Here is a 24,315-nt window from a genome sequence, read left to right on the forward strand (position 1 = left end):
GCGGATAGGCGCATGAATGGAACCGAGGCGAAGGCAGCGGCAGGGCGAAAGGAAAGAACGGCGGCGTTCTCGATGGGATGCTTCTGGAGTCCCGAGGCGCTGTTCGGCGCGCAGGAAGGCGTGCTCGCCACGCAGACCGGCTATGCCGGCGGCTCCTCGGAGGCGCCGACGTACCGCGAGATGGGAGACCATTCGGAGACGGTGCTCGTCCGTTATGACGCGGCGGCCGTTTCGTACGAGGAGCTGCTGCGGCTGTTCCGGGAGCATCACGATCCGGCCAATACGAACGGCTACAAGGGCCGCCAGTACCAGTCCATCGTTCATTGGAGCGAGCCGGAGCAGCTCGCGGCGATCGAGGGCTGGCTGGAGGAGCGGCGCTTGGCGGGACTGCCGGAGCCGGATACGGAGGTCAGGGAGCTGGGGCGGTTCTTCCCCGCGGAGGAGCGCCATCAGAAGCATTCCCTCAAGCGCTACCCCGATGCCTGGACAAAGCTGCTCGGCCTGTTCCCGTCCGAAGCGGAGGCGGAAAGCTCCCGGCTGGCTTGCCGGCTGAACGGGCTGGCCAAGGGCTTTGCCAACCGCTCCGCGCTGCTGGACGAGCTGGAGCGGTGGACCGGCGAAGCTCCGGAGCGCCGGCGCGAGCTCGCCGCCGCCGTGCGCAGCATCCGCTGGTAGCGGGCCGGCCGCGGGCTCAAAAGGATGGCGAGCGTGATCGGGCTGGCCGTACGGCTCGCCAAGCCGCCAACCGACGCTGCCGAGCGAAGCGGTGACGCTGCCGAGCAAAGCGGGACGCTGCCGAGCGAAGCGGGGACGCTGCCGAGCGAAGCGGGGACGCTGCCGAGCGAAGCGGGGACGTTGCCGAGCGAAGCGGGGACGCTGCCGCATGATGCGGCAGCCGCTTGCCAAGCCGCGCGCCACCCCGTTATAATCTAGCTATATGATAAATCTATAGCACAGACCAGGCCGTGAAGCACACGCCGCCTCTGCTCGTTCCCGTCTTCGGGAGCGCGCGGGGCGGCGTTCGCTTTTTTTAACGGCACCTGGCGAGGAGGAGACGAGCGTGGCAGACTTCAAGCAAGCGTATACGGCATGGCTGGAGGAGGTGGTGGAACGGGAGGAGAATGTCCGCCGCAGGGAGCGGCTGGCAGAAGGACTGGGGCACGGCACGGTAGAGTTTCTGCGCAGAGCATGGTTCCCGGCCATCGGAGGGTTCCAGCACCTGCACCCGGAGTGGGAAGTCCGCGACATGGGGGGAGGCTGCCGCTACATCGATCTGGCTTACTTGCCCCCGGCCGGCGGAAGAGGCGCGTTCGAGATCCAGGGGTACGGTCCTCACGCCCGGGATCTGGACGTGCGTCGTTTCAAGGACTTGAGCTGGAGACATAGCTATCTCGCGATAGACAGCTGGGTGGTCCTCCCGGTCGCCTATCCGTCGATTCTGGAGGAGCCGAAGCGCTGCCAGCAGCTGGTGCTCGCCTTCGTCGGCCGATTTGTGGCGATGAGCGTATCCCGGGAGCTGGACTGGCAAGAAGCGGAGATTCTGAGGTTCGCGTTTCGGCAGATGGTGCCTTTCTCTGCGATGGAGCTGTCCAGCCATCTGAGGACATCCGAATCCCATACTCGGAAGCTGCTCGGGAAGATGGTCGACGGAGGCTATCTGAGCATCGTCAGCGGAAAGCTGCGCTATCGGCTGTACGGACTGTCGGAACGCTCCCTTGCCGAGGGTCTGGCGACGAATCAGATCGTTAGAAGGCCGAAATCGGGCGGCCAGGAATTTTAACGACGCGTGGTGGGCTTAGCGGTGCCAAAGGGACGGAACTGCCGACAAAAAAGAGGCTGTTGGCTGCTGTAAGCGTCTGACGCGTCGTTAGCTTTCTGGAGGCGTGGAAAAGGGGCTTCTAAGCATCTCAGCCGTCGTTAGCGAGGAGATGTGCGATGCAAAAGCCCGTTCCCCGCCGTCGAGGCAGGAACGGGCTTTTGCATCGTCGCAAACGGTTAGGGCGGACCAACGCGCTGCGGGCAAGTCTCGCCATGCGCGGCATTCGTGCGCGCGTCCGCCGCCATGCGCGACATTCGTGTGAGCGTCCGCCGTCATACGCGTCCGCCGCCATGCGCGGCATCCGCCGTCAGCGCGGCGAGCGTGCCTCCGCCATGCGCGTCAGAAAGGATTCTGCACGTGGTAGAACACGTTCGGGCTGGCCATGCGGTAGTAGTAGCTGCACCAGCCGAGGCTGCCGCCCTGCTCCAGGTTCACGGTGCTGTACGGGAGCCGCTCCTGCTCCAGCTCCTCGAGCCGCGCCGCGCGGCCGTCCAGGTAGTCGCGCAGGCGCAGCGCCGCCGTGTCGAGGCGCGTCAGCACGCCGCCGTAGCGGATGTCGAGCACCTCCCAGCCGAACGGCTTGAACATCGACAGCCACTGGCGGCGATGCGCCTCGCGCAGCGCCCGCACCGCCTCGGCGATGCGCGGCAGCAGCTCCGACGCGAGCCGCTCCAGCTCCGCGCGGTCGTCCGCGTCGTAGGCGGCCTTGAGCCGGAGGCCGGCCTGGCTTTTCCAGCGCAGCACCCCGCATAGCCGCTCCGGCACCTCGAACAGCGGATCGAGCGCCGCGCCCGGCCGCCGCGACGCGGCGATCTCCGCTTCCAGCTCCGCATAATGCGCATCCAGCTCCAGGCCGGCGATCTGGCGGTCGAACAGGCCGAGCAGCACGTCCTGGTACAGCAGGAACTTGGACGGGTTCGTCTGCTTGCGGTTGCCCGGCTCCGCGCCGGGCGTCTCGTCGAGGCCGTTCAGCAGTAGGAACGCCGCCGCCTCGGTGCCCGTGCAGGCCAGCGTCCGGGCCTCGACTCGGCTCCACTCCGGCTTGCCGTCGCAGTACGCTTGCTCCGCGTAGTATTGCAGGCCTAGCAGCGCGATGAACGGGTTGCTCTCCATGCCGTCGTCGCCCCACATCGTCGCATACACCTCGTCGACTCCCTCGGCCTTGCAGGCGAGCAGCGCCGCTTCCGTCGCCGCCAGCGACAGGCCGTAGTTGACGCCGAACGTGTTGAACACCCAAACGCCGCCCGCGAACACGACGCGGCAGCCGAGCGGACGGTGCTTGCCGAGCTGCGCCTCGTAGTGCTCGGGCTCGAAGTGGTTGTAGTCCCAGTACACCATGTCGACGTCGGACGGGATCTGGCGGGCCATCTCCTCCGGGATGACCGTGTTCCGGTCGAAATGCTCCGCCCCGTTCGCGGAAGCGAGCTTGAGGAACATGTCGCTCCACATCATCGGCGACAGGCCGCGGCGGCGCACGATGTCCAGCACGGCCTGCAGATGCCCCGCGATGATCGGGAAGCGGCCGTTGAAGCCGTGCAGGTCCAGATGCTTGCCGCGTCCGACCTCCTCCGCCTCGTCCATGCCGATGTGGATCTTGCGGCTGCGGAACGGCGCCGTCGCCCGCTCGATCATCCGCTCGACCAGCTCCAGGACGCGATCGTCCTGGGCGAGCAGCGCGCCCTTGGTGTCCTTGTAGCCTTTGACCGGCTCCCACTTGAGGAACTCCTCCAGATGGGCGAGCGTCTGGATGCTCGGGAACGCCTCGATGCCGAACAGATCCGCGTAATCGTCGATCGCCCGCAGCTCCTCCGCGCTGTAGCGCCCGCGCATGTAGCCGAAGTACGGCTCGCCCGGAATCTCGTACGTGTCCTCCATGTACAGCATGACGCTGTTCAGCCCCATGAGCGCCATGCGGCGCAGCAGGCTGCGCCAGGCGTCGAGCGTAAGCACGCCGTTGCGCGACAGGTCGAACATCGGTCCGACCGTCCCGATCCGCTGCTGCTCGGCCAGCTCCCAGGCCGGACCGTCGACGCCTTTTTCCAGCAGCAGCGAGAACGCGCGGAAAAACTGATGCTTGCGCTCATAGCGAATCCACGCCCGTCCGTCCGCATAGCCGGCCGCCAGCCCTTCGCCGCCCCGCTCGACGCGGACCGTCACGGCCCGCTCGGCCTCCGTCGTTCCGTCGCCGCGACTGTGGCCGCCGGCTTCCCGTGCCGCTCGATCGTCCGCGGCCTCGCTGCCGACGATCGCCTCGGCTCCCGCCTTGTCTTCCCCGCGTCCGATCGCCTCGGCTCCTCCCGCCTTGCCTTCCCCGCCGAGCTCGAACTTCAGCTTCAGCTCGTCCGCCAGCTCGCGCAGTCCGGCTTCCACCTCGCCGAGCTCGCCGATCCATGTCCATGTCGTCTTCATTGTCGTTGCCCCCTATGCCTTCCGCTGCCGCGCGGCTGTCCCCGTCGGCGCGGACTCCTCGATCCTGTCCTTCATTGTACCGGATGGCGGCTCGGCGCTGAACGGTGAGAAATCAACGAAATAGGGGGTGAAATCGCGGGGAATTGCGTCGGGGACCGGGAAAGGATAAGCTGGGGGAAATGCAGCGGCAGCAACGGAGACGAGGAGGACAAGGAATGGACGACATGCTGGAAACGATCTTGGACAGCCTTGGGCTGGAGGGCAAGATGGCCGAGGTGCAGCGGGTCCAGACCGCGCATCGCATGAGGCTGGCGGAGTTCTGGGGCATCCGGCAAGGCGCTCGCGTGCTGGAGATCGGATGCGGGCAAGGAGACACGACCGCGGTGCTCGCTTGCCGGGTCGGTCCGTCCGGCCTCGTGCGCGGGGTCGACATCGCGCCGCCCGGCTACGGAGCGCCGATGACCGTCGGCGAAGCGGCGGCAAGGCTGCAGCAGTCCCGGATCGGCGGTCCGGTGCGGATGGAGTTCGGCCTCGACGTGCTGCAGGACGGCGTGGATTTCGGAGAAAATGCCTATGACGAGATCGTCTTCTCGCACAGCTCCTGGTACCTGCAGTCGCCGGAGCAGCTGGAGCGGCTGCTCGCCCGCGCGCGGCGCTGGGGCCGCCGGCTCTGCTTCGCCGAGTGGGACCCGCGCATCGGCCGGATCGGGCAGCTGCCGCATCTGCTCGCCGTGCTCGTGCAGGCGCAGGCCGAGTGCTTCAAAACGGACAGCGAGGCCAACGTCCGCACGCTGCTCGCGCCGGCGGACATCCGGCGAATCGCGCACAGCGCCGGTTGGAGCGTGGACGAGGAGGCGACGCTTCCGGCAGGCGGCCTTCAGGACGGAGGGTGGGAGGTCGATCTGGCGCTGGGAGAGCAGGCCGAGGAGCTGCCGCGGCTGCACGGCCTCCCCCGCAAGAGCCGTCAGCTGCTGGAGTCGCAGCTCGGCCTGCTGGCCGCATACGCCTCCGCCGGCTCAAGCTTCGAATCGATGGACAGCTGGGCGATGACGGCCGGCTGAGCTTCGGACGGCTTCGGCGAGACGCCGCGGCGGCCGAGATAGGCAAGATTCAACGTGTTGTCACACATGAAGGACATGCCGTTGCCTATAATGAAGAGTATCAACAGGCAATGCGAGAAGGAGGACCATCCGCCTTGAACGAGTCTCCGAATTCCATCCAGCCGACATCCGGCCGCAATTTCACGACCTGGATCATCGGCATTTCCTTGGTGGCGAACGTCATCATTCTGGCGCTGTTCTTCGGGCCGATCGGCTACAAAGGCAGCGTCGGCTGGGACATCACCGTCCTGCCGCGGATCAACGCCATCCTGAACAGCTTCACGTTCATCTTCCTCGTGGCCGCGCTGGTGTCGATCCTGCGCAAGAACATCAAGCTCCACAAGGGCTTCATCCTGGCGGCGTTCTCGTCGACGCTGCTGTTCCTGGTCACGTACCTGACGTTCCACTACCTGTCGCCCGAGACGGCGAAGTTCGGCGGCGAAGGCATCGTGCGGCCGATCTACTTCACGATCCTCATCACGCACAGCTTCCTGGCTGCGGTCATCGTGCCGCTCGCGCTGTTCTCGCTCGTCTGGGGCTGGACGATGCAGGTAAAGAAGCATAAGCGCATCGTGCGCTGGGCGATGCCGATCTGGCTGTACGTCAGCTTCACCGGCGTCATCGTGTATCTGTTCATGGCGCCTTATTATGTGAGCGGCTGAAACCACGCTGATGCGGAAGCTGGTCGATTCGTGATGGAACGGAGGATGGGTCCGGCATAAGCATCGGTTCACTGCTCTTGCAGATGCCGGTTTCCGAATGTTCCACGAGCCCGACTCCCTCCTCATCCGATGCGAACGATTCCTGAAGCCTGGCGGCGCGGCGGTTCTGGAAGCGCAGCGCGCCCTCCTGAGAATTCAAAAAAACACCCTCTGGCATTTTTTAATTGCTAGAGGGTGTTTTTTATCTAAGCAGAATTCAGCCGCCCAGCCGCTGGACCTGGTCCAGGATGGCGGTAATTTGCGACAGCGTCTGGCCGATCTGCGACTGCTCGATCGCCTGCGCGGTCAGCTGGCCGCTGTTCACCGCCTGCAGCAGGCCGTCGATCTGTCCGCTCAGCACGCCGTTGTACTGCTCGAGCTTGGCGTCGATCGCGGAGGCGAACTCCGGCGCGGTCAAGCCGTTGAAGGCGGCGATGTCCGCCTTCATGGCGCCGAGCTCCGTCTCCAGGCTCGCCAGCGCGTCCGGATCGGTCAGCGCCTGCTGGGCCAGGCCGGGCAGCTCGTTGGAAAACTGGTTCGCTTCGTTGATATAGGTGGTCGCTTCATTCACATACGTCAGGGAATCGTTCACGCCGCCGAGCGCTTCGTCGACGCTGCCCGGCAGCGAGCAGCCGGCCAGCAGGGCGGGCGCGAGCAGCAGCGCCAGCAGCCGCCGGCGGCCGAGAGATACGGCTCGCGCGGGAAGGCGGAGCCGGTGGTTTTGCTTCATCGGTTCATCATCCTTTCGCGGTGTCGTTCCTCTCCTTTACTCCCCGCAGGGCCGGATGGTTTCACCTTTCGGCGCCGGGCGTCCCTTTTCAACCGGGTCGAGTCGGGTATACTTGTAGCAGAAGGGAGCGTGAATGCCCGATGCAGACGCGCGTGCTCGTCGTCGACGACGAGAAAAGCATCGCCTCCGCCGTGGCCTACGCCCTCGGGCGGGAGGGCTACGAGGTGCAGACGGCGCAGGACGGGGAAGAGGCGCTCGCCAAGGTCGAGAGCTTCCGTCCGCGCGTCGTCGTGCTCGACGTGATGATGCCCAAGCTGAACGGCTACGAGGTGTGCCGCCGCCTGGACGGACGCGAGGACATCGGCATCATCCTGCTGACCGTCAAGAACGATATCGTCGACAAGGTCGTCGGCCTGGAGCTCGGCGCGGACGACTACATGACCAAGCCGTTCGAGATCCGCGAGCTGCTCGCGCGCGTCAAGGCGCTGGCGCGCCGGCTCGAGCGCATCCCCGAGGCGGCGCAGGAGGCCGCTGCGGAGGGCGGCCTGCGGGTGCTGCCCGAGCGGCGCGCCGCCTATGCGGACGGCCGTCAGCTCGATCTGACGCCCAAGGAGTTCGATCTGCTCGCCGCGCTGCTGCATCATCCGGAGCGCGTGTACACGCGCGAGGAGCTGCTCGATCTCGTCTGGGGCATGGATTACGCCGGCGGCACGCGCACGGTGGACATCCATATCCAGCGGCTGCGCAAGAAGCTCGGCGAGCCCTGGCAGGCGGCGCTGCAGACCGTCTACGGCATCGGCTACAAGGCGTCGCCCTCCGCGGCCGGAGGCTCGGACTAATGCGGCTCGGCCTGAGGCTGCGGCTGACGCTGTTCCTCGCGGCGCTGCTGCTGCTCGCGGCCGGCCTGCTGAGCCTGCTCGTCGAGCGCGGCATCCAGGACAACCAGCAGGCGCGCATGGAGCAGGAGCTGGCGCAGCAGACCCGCATGGCGAACCTGCGCATCCGCCAGGCGTATTACTCCGGCTCCGGAGGCGATCCGCAGGAATTCCTGCGGCGCAGCGGCCGTCAGCTCGCGCAGGAGCTGTACGCTTACGGCGGCTTGCCGCTGACGCTTTACGACATGGGGGGCACGGTCGCAGGCAGCTCGCTGCAGGACGGGACGGGAGCCGCTCCGCCCGCCGGCTCGCCCGCGAGCGAGCTGCTCGGCTACGCGCTGGACAATAAAGTTGCCTTCACCGAATCGGACGGGACGCTGATCTACCTCGCTCCGCTCGAAGGGCCGGACGGACAGCTCGGCGCGGTGCAGCTGCAGTATTCGCTGCGCGGATCGGAGCAGTTCCGCCAGGAGATCCGGCGGCTGTTCCTCGTCATCGGCGGCGGCGTGCTGGCGGCGGCGTTCGCGCTCGGCTACCTGTACTTCAGCCGCATCGCGTCCGCGGTCGTCCGCTTGAAGGGCGCGGCGGACCGCATCCGCCGCCAGGACTTCATCGCGGCGTCGCCGGTGCGGCGGCGGGACGAGCTGGGCGAGCTCGGCGAAGGCATCGCCTTCATGAGCCGGGAGCTCGAGAGCGGCATCGGCGCGATGGAGCGCGAGCGGCGCAACCTGCAGCTCGCCGTCGACAAGCTGCAGGCGCTGGAGCGCCAGCAGAAGCAGTTCATCGGCAGCATCAGCCATGAGTTCAAGACGCCGCTCACCTCAATCAAGGCGTATGTCGAGCTCGTCGGCATGTACAAGGACGACCCGGAGCTGCTGGGCGAGGCGCATCGCAGCATCGGCAAGGAGACCGACCGTCTGTACGACATGGTCGAAAAGGCGCTCCAGCTGTCCTCGCTCGAGCGCTACGAGTTCGAGTCCCGGGCCGAGCGGCTCGACGCCCGCGAGCTGCTGGAGGATGTGGCCGGCCGCATGCGCGGCAAGGCGGAGAAGTTCGGCCTGCGGCTGGAGCTTGAGCTGCGGGACGCGCAGGCATGGTGCGACCGCGAGAGCCTCATGCATATGCTCGTCAATCTGATCGACAACGCGATCAAGTACAACCGGCCGGGCGGCTTCGTCCGGCTCGGCAGCCGCGCCGAGGACGGCTGGGCGGTGCTCGACGTCGAAGACGGAGGCATCGGCATCCCCGAGGAGCTGCTGGAGCGGGTGTTCGAGCCGTTCTATACGGTGAGCCGCGACCGCAGCCGCGAGACGGGCGGCACCGGCCTCGGCCTGCCGCTCGTGCGCGAGTTGGCCGCCAAGGAGGGCGGCTCCGTGGAGGCGGGCCGGCGCGCAGGCGGAGGCATGCGGTTCACGCTGCGGCTGCCGCTTGCAGACGGGCGGAGCGGGGAGTGAGGCATTTGTTTACAACTCGGAAACATCCTCGACATCGCGCCGACGCATCCTACGGTTAAGCTGAAAGCAACAACCGCAAGGGGGAACCGAACATGATGAAAGCCAACCCGAACAAGATGCGCCGCTCGGCGCTCGCCGTCCTGACGACCGCCGCTCTGCTGTCCGCCGTCGCTTGCGCCTCCGGCAACGCTCCCGACCGCGAGACGGTCGAGAAGCCGGGCTCCAAGGTGACCGTCGTCGAGAACAAGCAGGAGTCGGTGTACGATACCGGACTGGAGATCGACAAGGTCAGCACGCTCGAGGGCGTGCGGGGCCAGGAATGGCTGGACGAGGAGCGCATCGTCGCGATGGCTCCGAACGCCGAGCAGCCGCCGACCGCGACGGAGGGCGAGCAGCGCCAGCCTTTCAACCTGTATATTCGCGCGGTGGCGGAAGGAAGCGAGCTCGAGACGCTGCAGGCTTCTCCGTCGGATACCGGCTTCGCCGCGCTGTCGCCGGACAAGAAGCATCTGTTCTTCAAGAAGACCGAGGAGGCGACCGGCTTCGGCCGGATCCTGAACCTCGAGACGGGAACGGTGACGGAGCTCGACAACATCCACATCCCCGCCACCGAAGGCGCATGGGCCGATGACAGCACCGTGATTTTCCCGACGCTCGAAGGAGAGCTCATGCAGGTCGATCTCCAGGGCAAGGCGACGGTCGTAGTGAAGGAGAAGGACAAGTTCATCCGCGGCTTGGCCGTATCGGGTGCTACCTGGTATTACATCGCGGGCGAGAACCAGACGCTGTTTGCCTATGACAAAGAGACCAAGGAGAAAAAAGCCGTGGCCGAGGGCATCGATTGGGTCGTTCCGTCTCCGGACGGCAGCCGCCTCGCCCTCGTGAAGCGGTCCGGACAGGCCGGCGTCAAGCTCGTCCTGTCCGATGCCGGCGGCGCCGAGCAGAAGGAGCTCGCCTCCGGCACGCAGATCTTCGGCACGAGCTGGTCCCCGGACGGCCAGACGCTCGCCTACTCGCTCAGCGCGGAGGGCGTCGAGGATCAGGGGCTGTTCATGTCCGAGGCCGAGACCGGCAAGCAGACGAGTCTCGTCAGCACGCGGGACCTCGCGGGCGATGCCGTCCGCTGGAGCCCTTCCGGCAAGCAGCTGATGATGACGACGTCCTCCTACGGCGGCCAGGGCATCGAGTTCAAGACGACGATCGTTCGCTTCAAGGATCAATAAAAGGCGGCAGGCGCCGGAATTCCGCAAGCGGGATTCCGGCGTTTTTGGTGCGGGGTGAGCGGGACTAGGCCATGCTTCACCGATAGATGAAGCTTGCCTCCGTATGATTTTACGTAACTTATTGGGTGAACTTATAGTATACTGGATGCATCTGACGGAATACTATGACAAAGGAGAAGATGAGAATGGTGGTGAAGGTTTTGGCGAAACCGACGTTTACGGTGGATCAGTTAACCTCCTCTTCGGAAGCTTCCAAAAAATTCGGTGAGCTGCGGAAGAAAGCGAAGCAAGTTCCACAGTATATTACGGAAAATGGAACGGTCGATACGGTCTTGCTCAGCTATTCTTTGTTCGAGGATATTTATGATCGCTTGAGCCGGTTGGAGGCGGAGGAGGAAGAGCGTACTCTCCTTCATCGTCTGGAGCGCATAGAGCGGGATCCAGAGTCCGCGAAGTCCTGGAAAAACGTCAGGCGGGAGAGGTAGCGTTCCGTGACGTTGGAAGATCGCTTCGATGTTCGGCTGGATGTGGATGCGGAAAAGGAATATGGCCGACTGGACGGTTCTGTTCTAGCTATTGTCAACGCTGCGATCGACGAGCTTGTTTATCGGGCCGATGAAGTAGGCAAAGTTCTGAGCAATTCTATCCATACGAAACTTGCGGGCTGCAGAGAGATCAAGCTTCGCGACGCTGGAATACGAATCATCTATCGAGTGACGGACGAGATCGTGCATGTGCTCCGAATCGTGTATATCCTGACTATTGAAAGGCGCACTCGCGATATGGCGTTCAAAATCGCTCATTCGCGTTATAAACAGTATCGGAAAATCAGCAAGAAGGATCTTATACGATTTCACGAAGAACAACATACATGGCCGCTTCGAGCTTCTACTCGAAGAGGGAAAAAAGGAGGAGCGACTTGATTCGTTCCTCCTTTCTTCTGCCTGCAGAGCGGGACGCCTTCGAATGCCCAAGTCCCTGGCCGCATGGCAGACTGGTCCCGGGTCCAGACCGGCTTGCGGCTGCAGCCGCTTCCGGGGCCGCCGTCCGCGATGGTAATCTGTTTCCATCGAGCCAAGGAGGCGAAGAGGCATGGGCATGGGCATTCCCGAGGAGCAGCAAGGGAGAAGGCTGTACATCCTTCTCACGGATACCGGCACGCTGTTCACGCGGCTGATCAAAGCCTATACGGGAGCGCCCTGCAATCACGCCTCCTTGGCGCTGGATCCGAGTCTGCGGCATATGTACAGCTTCGGACGGAAGGATCAATCCCATCCTCTGGCGGCCGGATTCGTCCGGGAGGAAGCGGCAGGCATGTGCCGGGAGTACCCGGGGATGGCTTGCGTGCTGCTCCGGCTCGAAGCGACGGAGGAGCAGTTCCGGCGAGCTTGCGGCGTCATCCGCTATTTCGAACAGACCGTGGACCGGTACGGCTACAACCTGCTCGGACTGCTCGGCTTCGTGCTGAACCTGCGCTTCGAGCCGCAGGATCGTTACTTCTGCTCGCAGTTCGTCGCCGATGCGCTCGAGCGGAGCGGAATCGCCTTGTTCGACCAGCCGCCGGCGCTGACCGCTCCGCATCATTTCCTGGAGCATCCCGAGCTGCAGGTCGTGTACGAGGGCTTGCTCTCCGACTACCCGCTGCTCGACCGGGACGGCCGTCGCGCCGGATCGGCCGAGGGGGAGAGCCTTCCTTTGCGGCTGCCGAAAAGGGCTGCGGTCTGAGCGGGCGGCGATCTAACGGAAAGCTAACAAACGCGACAATACAATCCCATAAATCGCAAAGAGCGCCCTGTTTCTTCCTGCAGCGGTGCTTTATTCTTTTCTTATATGTAACCGCTTCCAGTCTGTTCTCGGGCGGTGTCAGAATCAGGAGGGATGAGATGAAAAAGAAGACGACTTGGCTTGCCGGAGCGCTTGCCGCTGCCCTGGCCGTCGCGCCTGTCGCCGCTGCCGCCGCAGGCGGACAGGGAGAAAGAGCCGCCGCTGCCGAAGCGGCGGGAGGCGCCGTCCGCAGCGGCAACGGCGGCCGGACAAGCCGCAACGGCCCCGTCCGCGGACACGCAGGGACACTGGGCTCGGGAAGCGATCGCCCGCTGGGCGGACGCGGGCATCCTGAGCGGCTACCCGGACGGACAATTCCGGCCGTCCAGGACGATCACCCGGGCCGAGCTCGCGGCGGTCGTCAACCGTTTGTTCGGATTGACGGCAGACGGCTCCGCCGCTGCCTTCAGCGACGTGCCGGCGTCCGCCTGGTACGCCGAGGCGCTTGCCGCTGCGCGTGAGGCCGGGTATTACCAGGGCGACGGCGCGAACAAGGCGCTGCCGGAAACTGCCGTCAGCCGCCAGGACGCGGCGGTGCTGCTGGCGCGCGCCTTCGGGCTGCAGGCGGCGGATGGAGCCGAGACGGCAGGCTTCTCGGACAGCGCGAGCATCCGCGCCTATGCCCGGGACGCGGTCGAGGCGCTGCGGCCGGCGCTCGGCGGCTATCCGGACGGCACGTTCCGTCCTGCCGGGCCGCTGACGCGGGCCGAGGCGGCTCAGCTGCTCGACCGTCTGGTCGCGGCCTATGAGGGCAAGCCGGGCACGGAGCGCGCCGCCGATGCGGACGGCCATGCCATCGTGAACGCGGACGGCGTGAAGCTGAAGGATATGGCCATCGACGGCAACCTGTACCTCGCGCCGGGCATCGGGGACGGCGACGCCAGCCTCGAGCGCGTGCAGGTGGCGGGCACGACCCGGATCGCGGGCGGCGGCGAGCATTCCATCCGCGTGACGGACTCGGCGCTGGGCGAGACGGTCGTCGAGCGCAAGCAGGGCAAGGTGCGGCTCGTGCTGACGGGCGGCACGGTCCAGCGGCTGTCCGTGCAGGGCTCGGCGCTCATCGAGCTGGCCGGCGACGCGCGCGTGGAGATGCTGGAGCTGAGCGGCCAAGCCGAGCTGACTGTCGGCGGCCAAGCCCGCATCGGCAGGCTCGTCGTGCCGCAGGGCGGAGCGCTGGTGAACGGCCAAGCCGTCTCCGCCGGCGAGTACCGCTGGGCCGACGGAGCGCTAGCGCCGCTCGGCGCCGCTTCGCCTGCGCCGTCGGCGGCGCCGAGCGCGACGCCGGGGCCGACCGCCGCGCCGACCTTCGTGCCGACCGCGACGCCAACGCCGACGCCGGCGCAGACCGCGACGCCAACCCCGACGGCATCGCCGACCGCGACGCCGACGGCATCGCCGCAGACGATCGACTTCGTCGACCGCCAGGCGACGGCGGAGACCCGCTCGCTTTTCAGCTATCTGAACGAAATCCGCGGCACGGGCATCCTGTTCGGCCAGCAGCATGCGACGACCGAGGGCCTCAGCATCACGGAGCGCGACGGCACGCAGTCGGACGCCAAAAACGCCGTCGGCGACTACCCGGCCGTGTTCGGCTGGGACACGCTCAGCCTGGAAGGCCATGAGAAGCCGGGCGTCCAAGGCGATCCGATCCAGAGCCGCGACAATCTCGTTGCCGTCATGAAAAAAGCCTACGAAAGCGGAGGCGTGCTGACGCTGAGCTCGCATATGCCGAACTTCGTCACCGGCGGCGACTTCTACGACCTGCGCGGCAACGTCGTCTCGACGATCCTGCCGGGCGGCAGCAACCATGGCGCCTACAACGAGTTCCTCGACCTCATCGCGGACTTCGCGCTGCATCTGAAGGATGACGGCGGCAAGCCGATTCCGGTCGTCTTCCGTCCGTTCCACGAGCAGAGCGGCAGCTGGTTCTGGTGGGGCGCGGCGTTCACGACCAAGGTGGAGTACAAGGAGATCTACCGCTACACGGTCGAGTACCTGCGCGACCTCAAGGGCGTGCGCAACTTCCTGTACGCCTACTCGCCGGGCGGCGGCTTCGGCACGGACGAGGCGCGCTACCTGGAGACGTATCCGGGCGACGACTACGTCGATCTGCTCGGCTTCGACAGCTACTACAACGGCGAGGGCCAGTCGTGGTTCGACGGCGTGGCCGTCGAGGCGGCGACCGTCTCCCGCGTCGCGGACGCGAAGGGCAAGATCGCGGCGCTGACCGAGTTCGGCTACCAGAAGATGAAGACTTCGGGCAACGCGACGCCGGACTTCTATACCCGCCTGACCGCCGCCCTGCAGTCCGATCCCGATGCGAAGCGGATGGCCTACATGCTCACCTGGGCCAACTTCGGCGACACGTCGACCTACGTCCCGTATCCGCGCGCCGAGGGCGAGCCGAACGAGATGCTGCCGGACTTCATCCGCTTCTACGAGGAGCCGTACACGCTGTTCGCGCGGGAGGTGCGGCAGGCGTACGAGCGTCAGACCGAGGCGGCGGAGGAAAAGCCGTTCGTGCATGTCGCTTCGCCGACCAACCAAGCGTCCGTCCGCACGCCGAGCTTCAAGGTGCGGGTGCGCGTGCAAAACGCCGAGGGAGCCCGCGTCGTCATGACGGCGGACGGCATGACGCAGGAGCAGCCGCTGGTACTCAATCCGGCGACCGGCTTCTATGAGGCGGACTGGCAGCTGGACGGCCGGCTGAACGGCACGGCGGCGGCCGTGACGGTGCGGGCGTATGCCGCGGACGGCGAATTGCTGCAGGAGGAGACCAAGACGGTGGCCGTCAAGATTCCGGAGGCGCCGCTCGGGGAGTACATGTTCGACGAAGGGCTGGAAGGAGCGTCGAGCGGCGGCGGCTGGAAGGCCGACGTCGGCGAGGCGCAGCAGGTGCAGTGGAACGGCGGAGGCGCGCTCAAGCTCGACGTCGGCGGGCTCGATCCGGCTGAGACGTGGCAGGAGATCAAGCTGCAGCTGAACGGAGCCGCGGCCAAGCTCGGCTTGGCCGACATGAGCCAGGTGCGGCGCGTCAAGCTGGACGCGTACATCCCGCTGGATTTTGCGGCGGCGAGCGGCGACGAGGCGAAGATCCAGGCGTTCGGCATGCTGCCGCCCGACTTCGAGGCGAAATACGGCATGGGCACGACGCAGGTCCGCTTGAGCGAGCTGCCGACGGTGACGGTCGGGCAGCAGGTCTACGCGCATTACGCGCCGGAGTTCGACCTGACCGATCTCGCCAAGCTGCAAGCCTCGCAGGAGCTGTTCGTCTCGCTGGCAGGCAGCGGCCTGTCCGGCGCGGGCAGCGTGTACATCGACCGCATCGGGCTGTACAGCACGTTCGTCGACGCTTCGCTCGATCCGGCGTCGGTCGATGACTTCGAGGGCTACATGGGACAGGATGCCGCGCTCCAGACGAAGTTCGTCCATGCCGGCGGCGACAGCGCCTCGGCGGCGCTGGACAGCTCGCGCAAGCATGGCGGCGGCTACGGCCTGAAGTACACGTACACGCTCGGCTCGAGCGGGTACGCGGGCATCACCAAGTCGATGGGCGGCGCCGACTGGTCCGACTACAACGCGCTCCAGTTCTGGTACGAGCCGGACGGCAAGGGGCAGAAGCTCGTCATGCAGATCAACGCCTCCGGCAAGACGTACGAGTACTACCCGGACACGACCGGCACCGAGCCGCAGCTGATCGTCGCTCCGTTCCGCGACTTTCAGCCGGCCAACGGCGCGACCGGCACGCTGACGAGGCTGAACCTGAAGAGCGTGAACGCCTTCTCGATCTATACGAACGCGGTGCCGGACGGCAACCGGCTGACGAGCTCGATGTACTTCGACGACATCCGGGCGCTGAACGATCCGGCTGCCGGCACGGTGCCGAGCGGCGAAGGCGGAGCCGGCCTGCCGAAAGGCGTGCTGCAGGACTTCGAGCAGTCGCTCGGCGGCTGGGCCATCGGCGGCAACGACATCGGCCTCGGCGCGGCGGCGCTCGCTGCCGATGGCGGCGGCCAGGCGCTGGCCGTGACGATCGGCGCCAGTCCGGCCGCCGGCAAAAACGGCGAGATCGCCCGCGTCGGCGCGCTCGATCTGAGCAGCGGCTCCAAGCTGCGGCTGCGGGCCCGCATCGAGGGCGGCAGCGCTTCGGCGCAGCTGTTCCTCAAGCATGGCGGCGGCTGGTCGTGGGCGGCGGCGGGCGGCAAGCCGCTGACGAGCGAGTACCAGTGGTACGAGATCGACCTGGACGGCCCGGACAGCTACGGCAAGCCGATCGACAAGTCGTTCCTGCAGGCGATCGGCCTGCAGGTGTACGACGCGGCCGGCGGCGGCACGGTGTACATCGACGACGTGACGCTGGAGTAGGCGGCGCTTGGTTCCGATGCGAGCAAGCCGCGCCGATTTCGTGTAGGATGGAGGAAAGAAATCGGCGCGCGTCCCGCTGCCCGGCAAAGGCGGAGCGGACAAGCGCGCTGCGGGAGGATGCGGCATGAGCGAGAGCAAGAAGGTTGAAGCAGGCGAGATTGTGGACGAGCAAGCCGCCGGCAGCGGCGGCGCTGCGGCTGAGGTCGAGGAAGGCACGACTGCAGAGGGACAGGGCGAAGGAACGGAAGGCTCCGCTGAGAAAAGCCTGAGCAAGGAAGCCGAGATCGCGCAGTGGATGGTCGAGACGATCCGCGACAGGGGGATGCTGCGCCAGGAGGAAGCGATCGAGCATGTGCGCGGCGTCTACGGCGAGGCGTACGTGTTCGTCAACGAGGCGGGCAACGTCTCGCTGGAGAAGGAGGTCAAGAAGGCGTTCCGCAAGCTCCATCGCGGGCGGATCGCCTGGGACCGGGACGGCTTTTTCTGGGCTTGGACGTAGAGGAAGGAACAGGGCGGCCGAAGTCAGAAAATTTTCCCTTTTTGCTGGAAGTCCGGTTGCAATTGCTTTCATGGATATGCTACCATAACCGTAATAACCACTCGGCTGAATCTTCATATTGGTTGCGTTATTGCTCAATAACCCTGAATATGTTGCATCTCAGATACAAAGGTTAGATCTCAGTACGGCAGGAGGTGTAACACATGCAAAGAGGTACAGTAAAATGGTTCAACGCTGAGAAAGGCTACGGCTTTATCGAAGTTGAAGGCGGTAGCGACGTATTCGTACACTACTCCGCCATCACGGGCGAAGGCTTCAAGACGCTGGACGAAGGCCAAGCGGTCGAGTTCAACGTTGTTGACGGAAGCCGCGGACCGCAAGCCGAAAACGTCGTGAAGCTGTAAGCTTCCGATTCGGCAAGCGCCAAAAAGGCTGCCTGCTCATCCTCGAGATGAGCGGGCAGCCTTTTTTTGCGTTGGGCGGGTGCAGAGTTTCGTAGTGCCGCTTACCGTGAAGGAAGGCGATTCTAAAATCGAGTCAGCGGGCGGGTGAAGGGAGGTAGGCGGAGGGAACGATGTTGACGGGAGTTGCGCGGAAAAACCGAGCAACTCTGCTCGGGCGGTCGCCCTGACGCCGGAGTTGCGCGGAAAAACCGAGCAACTCTGCTCAAGCAGGCGCCCTGAGGCCGGAATTGCGCGGAAAAACCGAGCAACTCTGCTCGAGCAGACGCCCTGACGCCGGAGTTGCGCGGAAAAACTCCGCTCGAGCGTCCCTGTCAGACAACGCTCTTGACCGGCAGCAGCGGCCAATGCTGGCCAAGCTGCCAAGCGAGCAGCGTCGAGGCGAGCACATAGAGCGCATAGCCGGCGTCGGCGGCGGACAGGCGATAGCGGTAATAGAAGGTGCGCGCGCCCGCGCCGCTGGCGAAGCGCTTGGCCTCCATCGCCGCTGCCGTCCGATGGGCGCGCCGGATGCACTGCGCCAGCAGCGGAATCGCGTACATGCGCAGCCGCTCGTACAAGCCGCGCAGGCCGCGCGGCCTGCGGCCGCCGCGGATCTGCAGCGCCTGACGCAGCGTGACGAACTCCTCCGCGAGCAGCGGCAGCATGTTGAACGCCGCGAGGAAGCTGTAGGCGTAGCGCGCCGGCAGCCGCAGCTGCTGCATGAGCGAGTAGAACAGCGCGACCGGCCGCGTCGTCAGCGCGAACGCGAGGCCGACGGCCGCCACCTGCAGCGAGCGGAAGCCGAGATGCAGGCCGCGGTAGAAGCTTTCCTCGGTGATGCGGATCAGGCCGTACTGGAACCAGACGGTCTCGCCGCTGCCGAACATCATCATGCCGGACGCGGAGCTGACGAACAGCAGCAGGAACGGCGAGGCGTACAGCAGCAGCCGCAGCGGCGGATGCCCGGAGAACAGCGCCAGCGGCAGCAGCGCGGCGACGGCGAGCAGCAGCATGACGTTCGGGTCATGCGTCAGCAGCACGAGCAGGAACAGCAGCGCCGACACCGCCAGCTTATGCGTCGGATTGACACGGTGCAGCCACGTTTCGCGGTACGGAAAGGAAAGGTTCATCGGGTCGGCGCTCCTTTCGGCAAGACGGAACGGGCCAAGGCCGCCTCGGGAGAGCCTGTCGGCGAGGCTTCTGCAGCGGGATCCGCTCCGTGATCCGGTTCGTAATCCGGTTTGTGATCCGATGCGGGGGCCGCTCCGCGGCCCGGTCGACGACTCGCTCCGTCATCGGGCGGCGAGGAGGGAGCAGGCCGCGCCGGAGCGGGAAGCTCCCGCACGACGCCCTGCTCCACCTGCCAGCGGCGGGTGGCGAAGCGGCGGACAAGCTCGTCGTCATGCGTCACCATGAGGATGGCGCAGCCGCTGCGGCGCAGCTCCTCGAGCTGCTCCATCATCGAAACGGTGCCGGCGGCGTCGAGGCCGAACGTCGGCTCGTCGAGCAGCAGCAGCCGCTGGCCGCAAGCCATCGCGGAGGCGACGCTCAGCCGGCGCTTCTGCCCCATCGACAGCTGGTACGGATGGCGCCGCTCCAGCCCGGCGAGCGCGAACCGCTCCAGCAGCGTCCGGACCCGGCCGTCCCGCTCGGGCGGTGACAGCCGCTCCGGCATCGAGAACGCCAGCTCCTCGGCGACGCTGTCCGTGACGAGCTGGAACTCGGGGTTCTGAAAGCAGTACGCCGCCAGCTCCGCCGCCTGCCGGGGCTTGCGCAGCCGGGCCTCCGGCGCGCCCAAAAGGCGCATCCGCCCTTCGCTGCGGACGAGCCGCATGATGGCGAGCAGCAGCGTGCTTTTGCCGGCGCCGTTGGCTCCGGTGACGGCGATCCAGTCGCCGGCGCAGACGGACAGCCGGTCGGCGCGCACCTTGACCTCGCGGCCCCGCATCCCGGCGAAGCCGTCCAGCTCCAGCAGCGGGGCGGGAAGCGGCGGCGTGCCTGCAGCGGGTGCAGCCGCGGCAGAAGCGTCCGCGCCTGGCGCTGCCGCTGCCGCTGCGAGAAGCGTCCCGCCGCCGGCCGGAACGGGCGCATGCGGCAAGACATGAGTCTCGTCGGCCGCATCGAGCGGAGCCGCCGCTCCCGCATGCGCTCCGCCGTCCGTGGAGCCGAAGCGGCCTGCCTTTGCCGCTGCCTCATCGTCCCAGAAGCCCGGGTACCAGACGCCGTAGCGACGCAGCTGCGCGCGGCAGTCGCGAAAGATCTCCTCCGGCGGGCCGTCCGCCTCCAGCCGTCCGTCCGGCGAGAACAGCAGGATGCGGTCCATATCCCCGGCGATGAGGTCGATCTTGTGCTCGACGATGAGCACGGTCCGGCCGTCCCAGATGCGGCGCAGCGCGTCCCATACCTGAGCTGTGCCTTCCGGGTCGAGCAGCGCGGTCGGCTCGTCGAGCAGCAGCGCGTCAGGATCGACGGCCAGCATCGAGGCGACGGCGAGCCGCTGCTTCATGCCTTGGGACAGCTCCGAGACGGCCGTGTGCGGGTCGGGCAGCTCTAGCCCGGCCTGCTCGAGGCAGGCCGCGATCCGCTCCGGCATCTGTTCGCGGGGGACGGCTTGGTTCTCCAGCGCAAAAGCGATCTCTTCGTCCGCATAAGGCATGCAGAACTGCGCTTCGGGATCCTGGAACACGTAGCCGGGCCGCTCCGGCACGACGAGCCGCTCCGCCTTCAGCGGAATCGGGATCGCTGACGGCACGAGGCCGCCGAGCACCTGCAGCAGCGTCGACTTGCCGCAGCCGCTCGGTCCGAGCAGCAGCACCTTCTCTCCGCGCCGGATCGTCACGTCGAGGTCGCGGAACAGCAGCGGCGCTTCTTCGCCGGGGTACTTGAGCCGCAGGCCGATCGCCTCGGCCGCGACCGGCACGGCCGCAGCGCCGCTCCGGGCAGGCGCTCCGGCGGCTTCCGTCCGCAGCGAGCCGGCAGCCGCGCGCTCCGCGTCCTGACTGGCCGCTTTTCCCGACTCCTCCGCGTTCCCCGACTCCGCCTCGTTACCCGGCGCTGCCGCGCCCCGGTTGAGGCCGCTCATCCGCTCAGCCATCCAGCGCGTCGTAGTCCTTGGCCGAAGCCGGACGCAGCAGGCTCGTCACGCCGGTGCGCTCCAGCGCGCGGGCGAGCGCCCAGGCGAACAGCCCGGCGATGACGACGCTGCCGAGCAGCCGCATGGAGACGAACAGCGCGTAGTTCCAGAACGCGAGCTGGTCGATGTAGCCGTAGTAGCGGTCGATGAAGATCGAGGCGACGGCGGCGCCGACGGAGGCGAGCACGGCGACGATCGGACCGGCCTTGCGGTACAGGAACAGCGCGAAGAACAGCTCGGCGCCGAGGCCCTGGAACAGGCCGTACCAGAGCGTCGAGATGCCCCACGATCCGCCGAGGAACGCCTCGATCGCGGCGGCGGCGACTTCCGCGAGGATGGCGACGCCGGGCTTGCGGATGAGCAGGAACGCGAACGTGCCGGCCATGAACCACATGCCGTAGCTGAGCTGCTCGGCGTGCAGGCCGAGCGGCTTGAGGACGTCGTACATCGGCCCCCAGATCTTGTAGACGAGGCCGAAGACGACCGAGACGACGATCGTGACGAGGATGTCGGCGAGGGTGAGGCGATTGCCGGCGCGCGTCGCGCGGCCGGAGGCTGGTGCGGTGGACATGGGATCAGCTTCCTTTCGGATGGGGAATCGGTCTCTCACAGCGGCATGATCCCGGAGCGGCTGCTGTCGGCGGATGCGAAAAAAAGCCCGCCGGACAGCCGGCGGGCAGATGGAATCGGACAGGCGCGCCTCGCGTCCCCCTATGGCGGCGGAACGCAGGACTCGGCCGGCCTGCACGCGGCAGGCCGGACAGGAAAGGCTCCGCCCGCCCGGACGGAGCGGCGGACGGAAGTCCCTAAGCGGACAGGGCCTTTCCCAAGTTGGCGCGATGCATTCTCTCTACGCTGGCATTACCCAGATCAGATCAATGGTCAGCGGCATGCGGCCGCAGTCTCAGCCCGACTTCATCGAGCCCCCATGCATGCTATGAAAGTGCTCTTACTATACCTTGGAAAATCCGGTTCGGCAATAGGGAGTGCCGGCGGGCGGCAGGACGGGCATTGCGGACGGAGTTGAGGGCGTCGGCGGTTGCATCCGTTTTCAAAGGCGGGTAAGCTGGAAGAAAAGGAGGGATTGGCCAATGAAATATCGTCGCTTGGGCAAAACGGAGCTGAACGTGTCGGTCGTCGGCATCGGCACCTGGCAATTCGGCGGGGAGTGGGGCATGGACTTCTCGCAGGACGAGGCGGACGCGATTCTCGACAAGGGCGCGGAGCTCGGCATCAACCTCATCGACACGGCGGAATGCTACGGAGACCATCTGTCGGAGCAGCTCATCGGAGGGTACCTCAGCCGCCGCAGGCGCGAGGACTGGATCGTCGCCACGAAGTTCGGCCATCATTTCCACGAGCGGTTCAAGCGGACCGACGTGTACGACGCGGAGGATGTCGTGCGGCAGCTCGACGCCTCGCTCAAAGCGCTGCGCACCGACTACGTGGACCTGTACCAGTTCCACTCGGGTCCGGACGCGGCGTTCGACAACGACGACCTGTGGACGGCGCTGGACAAGCAGGTGCAGGCAGGCAAGATCCGCCATCTGGGCACCTCCATCGGCAGCAACGACAACCTCCACCAGACCGAGGCCTCGACGCGGGTCGGCTCGCAGGCGATCCAGGTCGTCTACAATCGGCTCGACCGCAAGCCGGAGGAGCGCGTCTTCCCGGCCTGCGAGGCGCAGGATCTCGGCGTGCTGGCGCGGGTGCCGCTAGCGAGCGGCTTCCTGAGCGGCAAGTACAAGCCGGGCACGGAGTTCGGCGCGACCGACGTGCGCCACCGCCAGGATGCGGAGCAGGTGCGCCGCCGCCTCGAGGAAGTGGAGCGCATCGCTGCGGAAGAAGTGCCGGAGGGCGTCGACATGGCGGCATGGGCGCTCGCCTGGTGCCTGCGCCATCCGGCGGTGACGTCGGTCATCCCCGGCTGCAAAAATCCGCAGCAGGTGCAGAGCAACGCCGATGCCGTCGCGCTGGTGACGGAGCCGCATCCGCAGGATGTCCCGGCTCCGGCGCGGGCGTAAGGCGGGGGACGGCAGCGTGCGGACGCAGGGGCGGGCGTAGGCGCGGAGCGAGCGTAGGCGGCGCGGCCCGCGCCTAAGCGCCGGCGAGGCGCAGGCGAGCGTCAAGCCTGCCAGGGCCGCCGATGCCCAGGGCCGGCGGCTCGCGAAGGGCAGGTTCAGCCCCCTTTAGAATCGTCAGCGCGTCGACAAGGAGCCTTCATCCACACCGTGGATGAAGGCTCCTTTCGTTTTCGAGGTTGGATCGCGCGGGCAAGCAGGGAGGAAGGCTGGAGCAACGCGAGTAGAGGCTGCAGCCGGAAAAAGTCGTGCTGCAGGCCGCGCGGACGCGCCAGCCGGAGCTGCAGCCGGAAAAAGTCGTGCTGCAGGCTGCGCGGATGCGCCAGCCGGAGCTGCAGCCGGAAAAAGTCGTGCTGCAGGCTGCGCGGATGCGCCAGCCGGAGCTGCAGCCGGAAAAAGTCGTGCTGCCGGCCGCGCGGACGCGCCAGCCGGAGCTGCAGCCGGAAAAAGTCGGGCTGCCGGCTGCGCGGATGCGCCAGCCGGAGCTGCAGCCGGAAAAAGTCGTGCTGCCGGCCGCCCGGACGCGCCAGACGGAGCTGCAGCCGGAAAAAGTCGTGCTGCCGGCCGCGCGGACGCGCCAGCCGGAGCTGCAGCCGGAAAAAGTCGGGCTGCCGGCTGCCCGGACGCGCCAGATGGAGCTGCAGCCGGAAAAAATCCGCTAGCGGGCCCGCTCTTTGCCGAGTACGGTCTTGCCGTCCTGCGACAAGTACACGGTCAGCGTGCCCGCATCGCCCGGCCCTATGACGCGGAAGCGGACCGCATGCACGGTCCGGCCTTCATGCTCCGCGCCGATCCGCTGCGCCAGCTCCGGGCCTGCCGTCATTGCCGAGACGGCGGAATCCTTCGGGCTGGCCGGCAGCAGCCGGCTCTCCTCCGGCGTCAGGCCGGCATATGCGGCCAGCACCACCCTCTTCCGCGCCGAGGCGGCTTCGTCCGGAGCGGCCTTGCCGATGGCCGCCCAGCCGTCTCCGGAGGCGGGCGGCCCGATCAGCAGCCAGGCTGCGGCGGCGGATCCGGCGGCAAAGATCAGAAGCGGCAGCAGCCAGGCGGCCGCCCGCTTCAAGCTGTCCCTCCGTTGCCCGGCGGCCAGTCGGCGGCCGGGATTTTGCCCGCGTGCTCCCGCCAGTCCGCCGGCACCTCCACGGAGCACATGAGCTCGAGGCTGTTGCCGTCGGGGTCGTCGAAGTAGATGGACGCGTTGGCCTGATGAGGCCTTACGAACGGGGCGGCGTCCGGCTGCCGCCCGAACGGCGCCGGCTCGATTCCCCGCGCCTTCAGCCAGGCCGCGCTGCGCAGCAGCCCTTCCCAATCGACGCGGAACGCCGCATGCCGGATGGCCGGATGATAGGGCAGAGCCGCCAGCTCCGGAGCGAGCCACAGGCCGATCCAGCTTTTGCCCTCCTCGATCCAGAAAAAGACGGTGTCCTCGTCCTCCCAAGCCTGGCGAAGGCCGAGACCCGCGTAAAACGCCCGGCTTCGCTCCAGATTCGATACGGGCAGATGGGCTTCGTACAGCCCTTCGATCAAGCTCTTCTGCGGCCCGTCCGTCTTCGTCGTTTTTTTCTGCATGCCGACTCTCCTCTTTCCCGTCGCAAGCTTTGTCTGTGTGTCCGCAAGTCTACGGCTCTCATTCTTGAACGCGGCAAGGTGCGGAAAAGT

23 protein-coding genes and 1 riboswitch are annotated in these 24,315 nt (G+C 66.5%); of the genes, 16 read left to right on the forward strand and 7 right to left on the reverse strand.

The window, feature by feature from the left end; all coding sequences use genetic code 11:
* The first annotated feature begins 12 nt into the window (after window positions 1-12).
* The 3 genes from B8V81_RS11240 to B8V81_RS11250 all read left to right on the forward strand — a co-directional run bounded on the left by B8V81_RS11240 (window position 13) and on the right by B8V81_RS11250 (window position 1,780).
* Window positions 13-675, forward strand: a complete 663-nt coding sequence (locus B8V81_RS11240; protein WP_028599346.1) for a peptide-methionine (S)-S-oxide reductase MsrA — start codon at window positions 13-15, stop codon at window positions 673-675.
* A gap of 33 nt (window positions 676-708) precedes the next feature.
* Complete coding sequence (locus tag B8V81_RS11245) at window positions 709-933, forward strand: hypothetical protein (protein WP_028599347.1); 225 nt, start codon at window positions 709-711, stop codon at window positions 931-933.
* A 127-nt stretch (window positions 934-1,060) separates the two neighbouring features.
* Window positions 1,061-1,780: a transcriptional regulator gene (locus tag B8V81_RS11250; protein WP_240479036.1), complete on the forward strand. Its 720-nt coding sequence runs from the start codon at window positions 1,061-1,063 to the stop codon at window positions 1,778-1,780.
* 378 nt (window positions 1,781-2,158) lie between these two features.
* Here the strand turns inward: B8V81_RS11250 and B8V81_RS11255 are convergent, their stop codons facing one another.
* Window positions 2,159-4,228 (reverse strand): beta-N-acetylhexosaminidase, encoded by a 2,070-nt coding sequence (locus tag B8V81_RS11255; protein ID WP_101808386.1) that lies wholly within the window; start codon window positions 4,226-4,228, stop codon window positions 2,159-2,161.
* A gap of 215 nt (window positions 4,229-4,443) precedes the next feature.
* On the opposite strand from B8V81_RS11255, the gene B8V81_RS11260 reads away from it, so the two are divergent.
* Together B8V81_RS11260 and B8V81_RS11265 are read left to right on the forward strand one after the other, a co-directional pair.
* Window positions 4,444-5,289 carry a class I SAM-dependent methyltransferase gene (locus tag B8V81_RS11260; RefSeq protein WP_101808387.1) on the forward strand — a complete coding sequence of 282 codons (846 nt, stop codon included), beginning with the start codon at window positions 4,444-4,446 and terminating at the stop codon, window positions 5,287-5,289.
* Between the two features lie 134 nt (window positions 5,290-5,423).
* Window positions 5,424-5,990 (forward strand): DUF420 domain-containing protein, encoded by a 567-nt coding sequence (locus tag B8V81_RS11265; RefSeq protein WP_028599349.1) that lies wholly within the window; start codon window positions 5,424-5,426, stop codon window positions 5,988-5,990.
* Between the two features lie 256 nt (window positions 5,991-6,246).
* Here the strand turns inward: B8V81_RS11265 and B8V81_RS11270 are convergent, their stop codons facing one another.
* A complete protein-coding gene (locus tag B8V81_RS11270) occupies window positions 6,247-6,759 on the reverse strand; it encodes a DUF6376 family protein (protein WP_052333341.1) in 513 nt (170 codons plus the stop codon).
* A gap of 140 nt (window positions 6,760-6,899) precedes the next feature.
* On the opposite strand from B8V81_RS11270, the gene B8V81_RS11275 reads away from it, so the two are divergent.
* The 9 genes from B8V81_RS11275 to B8V81_RS11315 all read left to right on the forward strand — a co-directional run bounded on the left by B8V81_RS11275 (window position 6,900) and on the right by B8V81_RS11315 (window position 17,403).
* Window positions 6,900-7,598, forward strand: coding sequence for a response regulator transcription factor (locus tag B8V81_RS11275; RefSeq protein WP_028599351.1), 699 nt, complete (start codon window positions 6,900-6,902; stop codon window positions 7,596-7,598).
* A complete protein-coding gene (locus B8V81_RS11280) occupies window positions 7,598-9,088 on the forward strand; it encodes a sensor histidine kinase (RefSeq protein ID WP_101808389.1) in 1,491 nt (496 codons plus the stop codon). Before B8V81_RS11275 ends, B8V81_RS11280 begins: the two co-directional genes overlap by 1 nt.
* A gap of 92 nt (window positions 9,089-9,180) precedes the next feature.
* Entirely contained in the window at window positions 9,181-10,311 is a 1,131-nt protein-coding gene (locus B8V81_RS11285; protein WP_101808390.1) for a TolB-like translocation protein, read from the forward strand.
* Window positions 10,312-10,496: 185 nt separating this feature from the next.
* Complete coding sequence (locus B8V81_RS11290) at window positions 10,497-10,796, forward strand: type II toxin-antitoxin system Phd/YefM family antitoxin (protein ID WP_028599352.1); 300 nt, start codon at window positions 10,497-10,499, stop codon at window positions 10,794-10,796.
* Window positions 10,797-10,802: 6 nt separating this feature from the next.
* Window positions 10,803-11,234 carry a type II toxin-antitoxin system RelE family toxin gene (locus B8V81_RS11295; protein ID WP_180968427.1) on the forward strand — a complete coding sequence of 144 codons (432 nt, stop codon included), beginning with the start codon at window positions 10,803-10,805 and terminating at the stop codon, window positions 11,232-11,234.
* A 169-nt stretch (window positions 11,235-11,403) separates the two neighbouring features.
* A complete protein-coding gene (locus B8V81_RS11300) occupies window positions 11,404-12,036 on the forward strand; it encodes a hypothetical protein (RefSeq protein ID WP_228551230.1) in 633 nt (210 codons plus the stop codon).
* 180 nt (window positions 12,037-12,216) lie between these two features.
* Window positions 12,217-16,500 (forward strand): glycosyl hydrolase, encoded by a 4,284-nt coding sequence (locus tag B8V81_RS11305; protein ID WP_101808391.1) that lies wholly within the window; start codon window positions 12,217-12,219, stop codon window positions 16,498-16,500.
* Window positions 16,501-16,765: 265 nt separating this feature from the next.
* Window positions 16,766-16,999 (forward strand): DUF6953 family protein, encoded by a 234-nt coding sequence (locus tag B8V81_RS11310; protein ID WP_028599354.1) that lies wholly within the window; start codon window positions 16,766-16,768, stop codon window positions 16,997-16,999.
* A gap of 203 nt (window positions 17,000-17,202) precedes the next feature.
* Window positions 17,203-17,403, forward strand: a complete 201-nt coding sequence (locus tag B8V81_RS11315) for a cold-shock protein (protein ID WP_028599355.1) — start codon at window positions 17,203-17,205, stop codon at window positions 17,401-17,403.
* Window positions 17,404-17,774: 371 nt separating this feature from the next.
* On the opposite strand, the gene B8V81_RS11320 is transcribed toward B8V81_RS11315, so the two are convergent.
* The 3 genes from B8V81_RS11320 to B8V81_RS11330 are packed head-to-tail and all read right to left on the reverse strand — an operon-like array spanning window position 17,775 to window position 21,146.
* Window positions 17,775-18,572 carry an energy-coupling factor transporter transmembrane component T family protein gene (locus B8V81_RS11320; RefSeq protein ID WP_101808392.1) on the reverse strand — a complete coding sequence of 266 codons (798 nt, stop codon included), beginning with the start codon at window positions 18,570-18,572 and terminating at the stop codon, window positions 17,775-17,777.
* Window positions 18,569-20,524 carry an ABC transporter ATP-binding protein gene (locus B8V81_RS11325; RefSeq protein ID WP_101809391.1) on the reverse strand — a complete coding sequence of 652 codons (1,956 nt, stop codon included), beginning with the start codon at window positions 20,522-20,524 and terminating at the stop codon, window positions 18,569-18,571. Before B8V81_RS11325 ends, B8V81_RS11320 begins: the two co-directional genes overlap by 4 nt.
* A 4-nt stretch (window positions 20,525-20,528) precedes the next feature.
* Window positions 20,529-21,146 (reverse strand): ECF transporter S component, encoded by a 618-nt coding sequence (locus B8V81_RS11330; RefSeq protein WP_028599357.1) that lies wholly within the window; start codon window positions 21,144-21,146, stop codon window positions 20,529-20,531.
* Between the two features lie 259 nt (window positions 21,147-21,405).
* Window positions 21,406-21,515: riboswitch (TPP riboswitch) on the reverse strand.
* Window positions 21,516-21,666: 151 nt separating this feature from the next.
* On the opposite strand from B8V81_RS11330, the gene B8V81_RS11335 reads away from it, so the two are divergent.
* On the forward strand, window positions 21,667-22,599 hold the full coding sequence (locus B8V81_RS11335; protein ID WP_028599358.1) for an aldo/keto reductase: 933 nt from the start codon (window positions 21,667-21,669) through the stop codon (window positions 22,597-22,599).
* A 305-nt stretch (window positions 22,600-22,904) separates the two neighbouring features.
* Complete coding sequence (locus B8V81_RS11340) at window positions 22,905-23,318, forward strand: hypothetical protein (RefSeq protein WP_101808393.1); 414 nt, start codon at window positions 22,905-22,907, stop codon at window positions 23,316-23,318.
* Here the strand turns inward: B8V81_RS11340 and B8V81_RS11345 are convergent.
* Both B8V81_RS11345 and B8V81_RS11350 read right to left on the reverse strand, forming a co-directional pair.
* Entirely contained in the window at window positions 23,315-23,719 is a 405-nt protein-coding gene (locus B8V81_RS11345) for a hypothetical protein (RefSeq protein ID WP_028599360.1), read from the reverse strand. The genes B8V81_RS11340 and B8V81_RS11345 overlap by 4 nt on opposite strands.
* Window positions 23,716-24,183: a VOC family protein gene (locus B8V81_RS11350; RefSeq protein WP_028599361.1), complete on the reverse strand. Its 468-nt coding sequence runs from the start codon at window positions 24,181-24,183 to the stop codon at window positions 23,716-23,718. Before B8V81_RS11350 ends, B8V81_RS11345 begins: the two co-directional genes overlap by 4 nt.
* Window positions 24,184-24,315 lie beyond the last annotated feature (132 nt).

Source organism: Paenibacillus pasadenensis, assembly GCF_002864175.1.
Classification (GTDB): Bacteria; Bacillota; Bacilli; order Paenibacillales; family Paenibacillaceae; genus Paenibacillus_O; species Paenibacillus_O pasadenensis.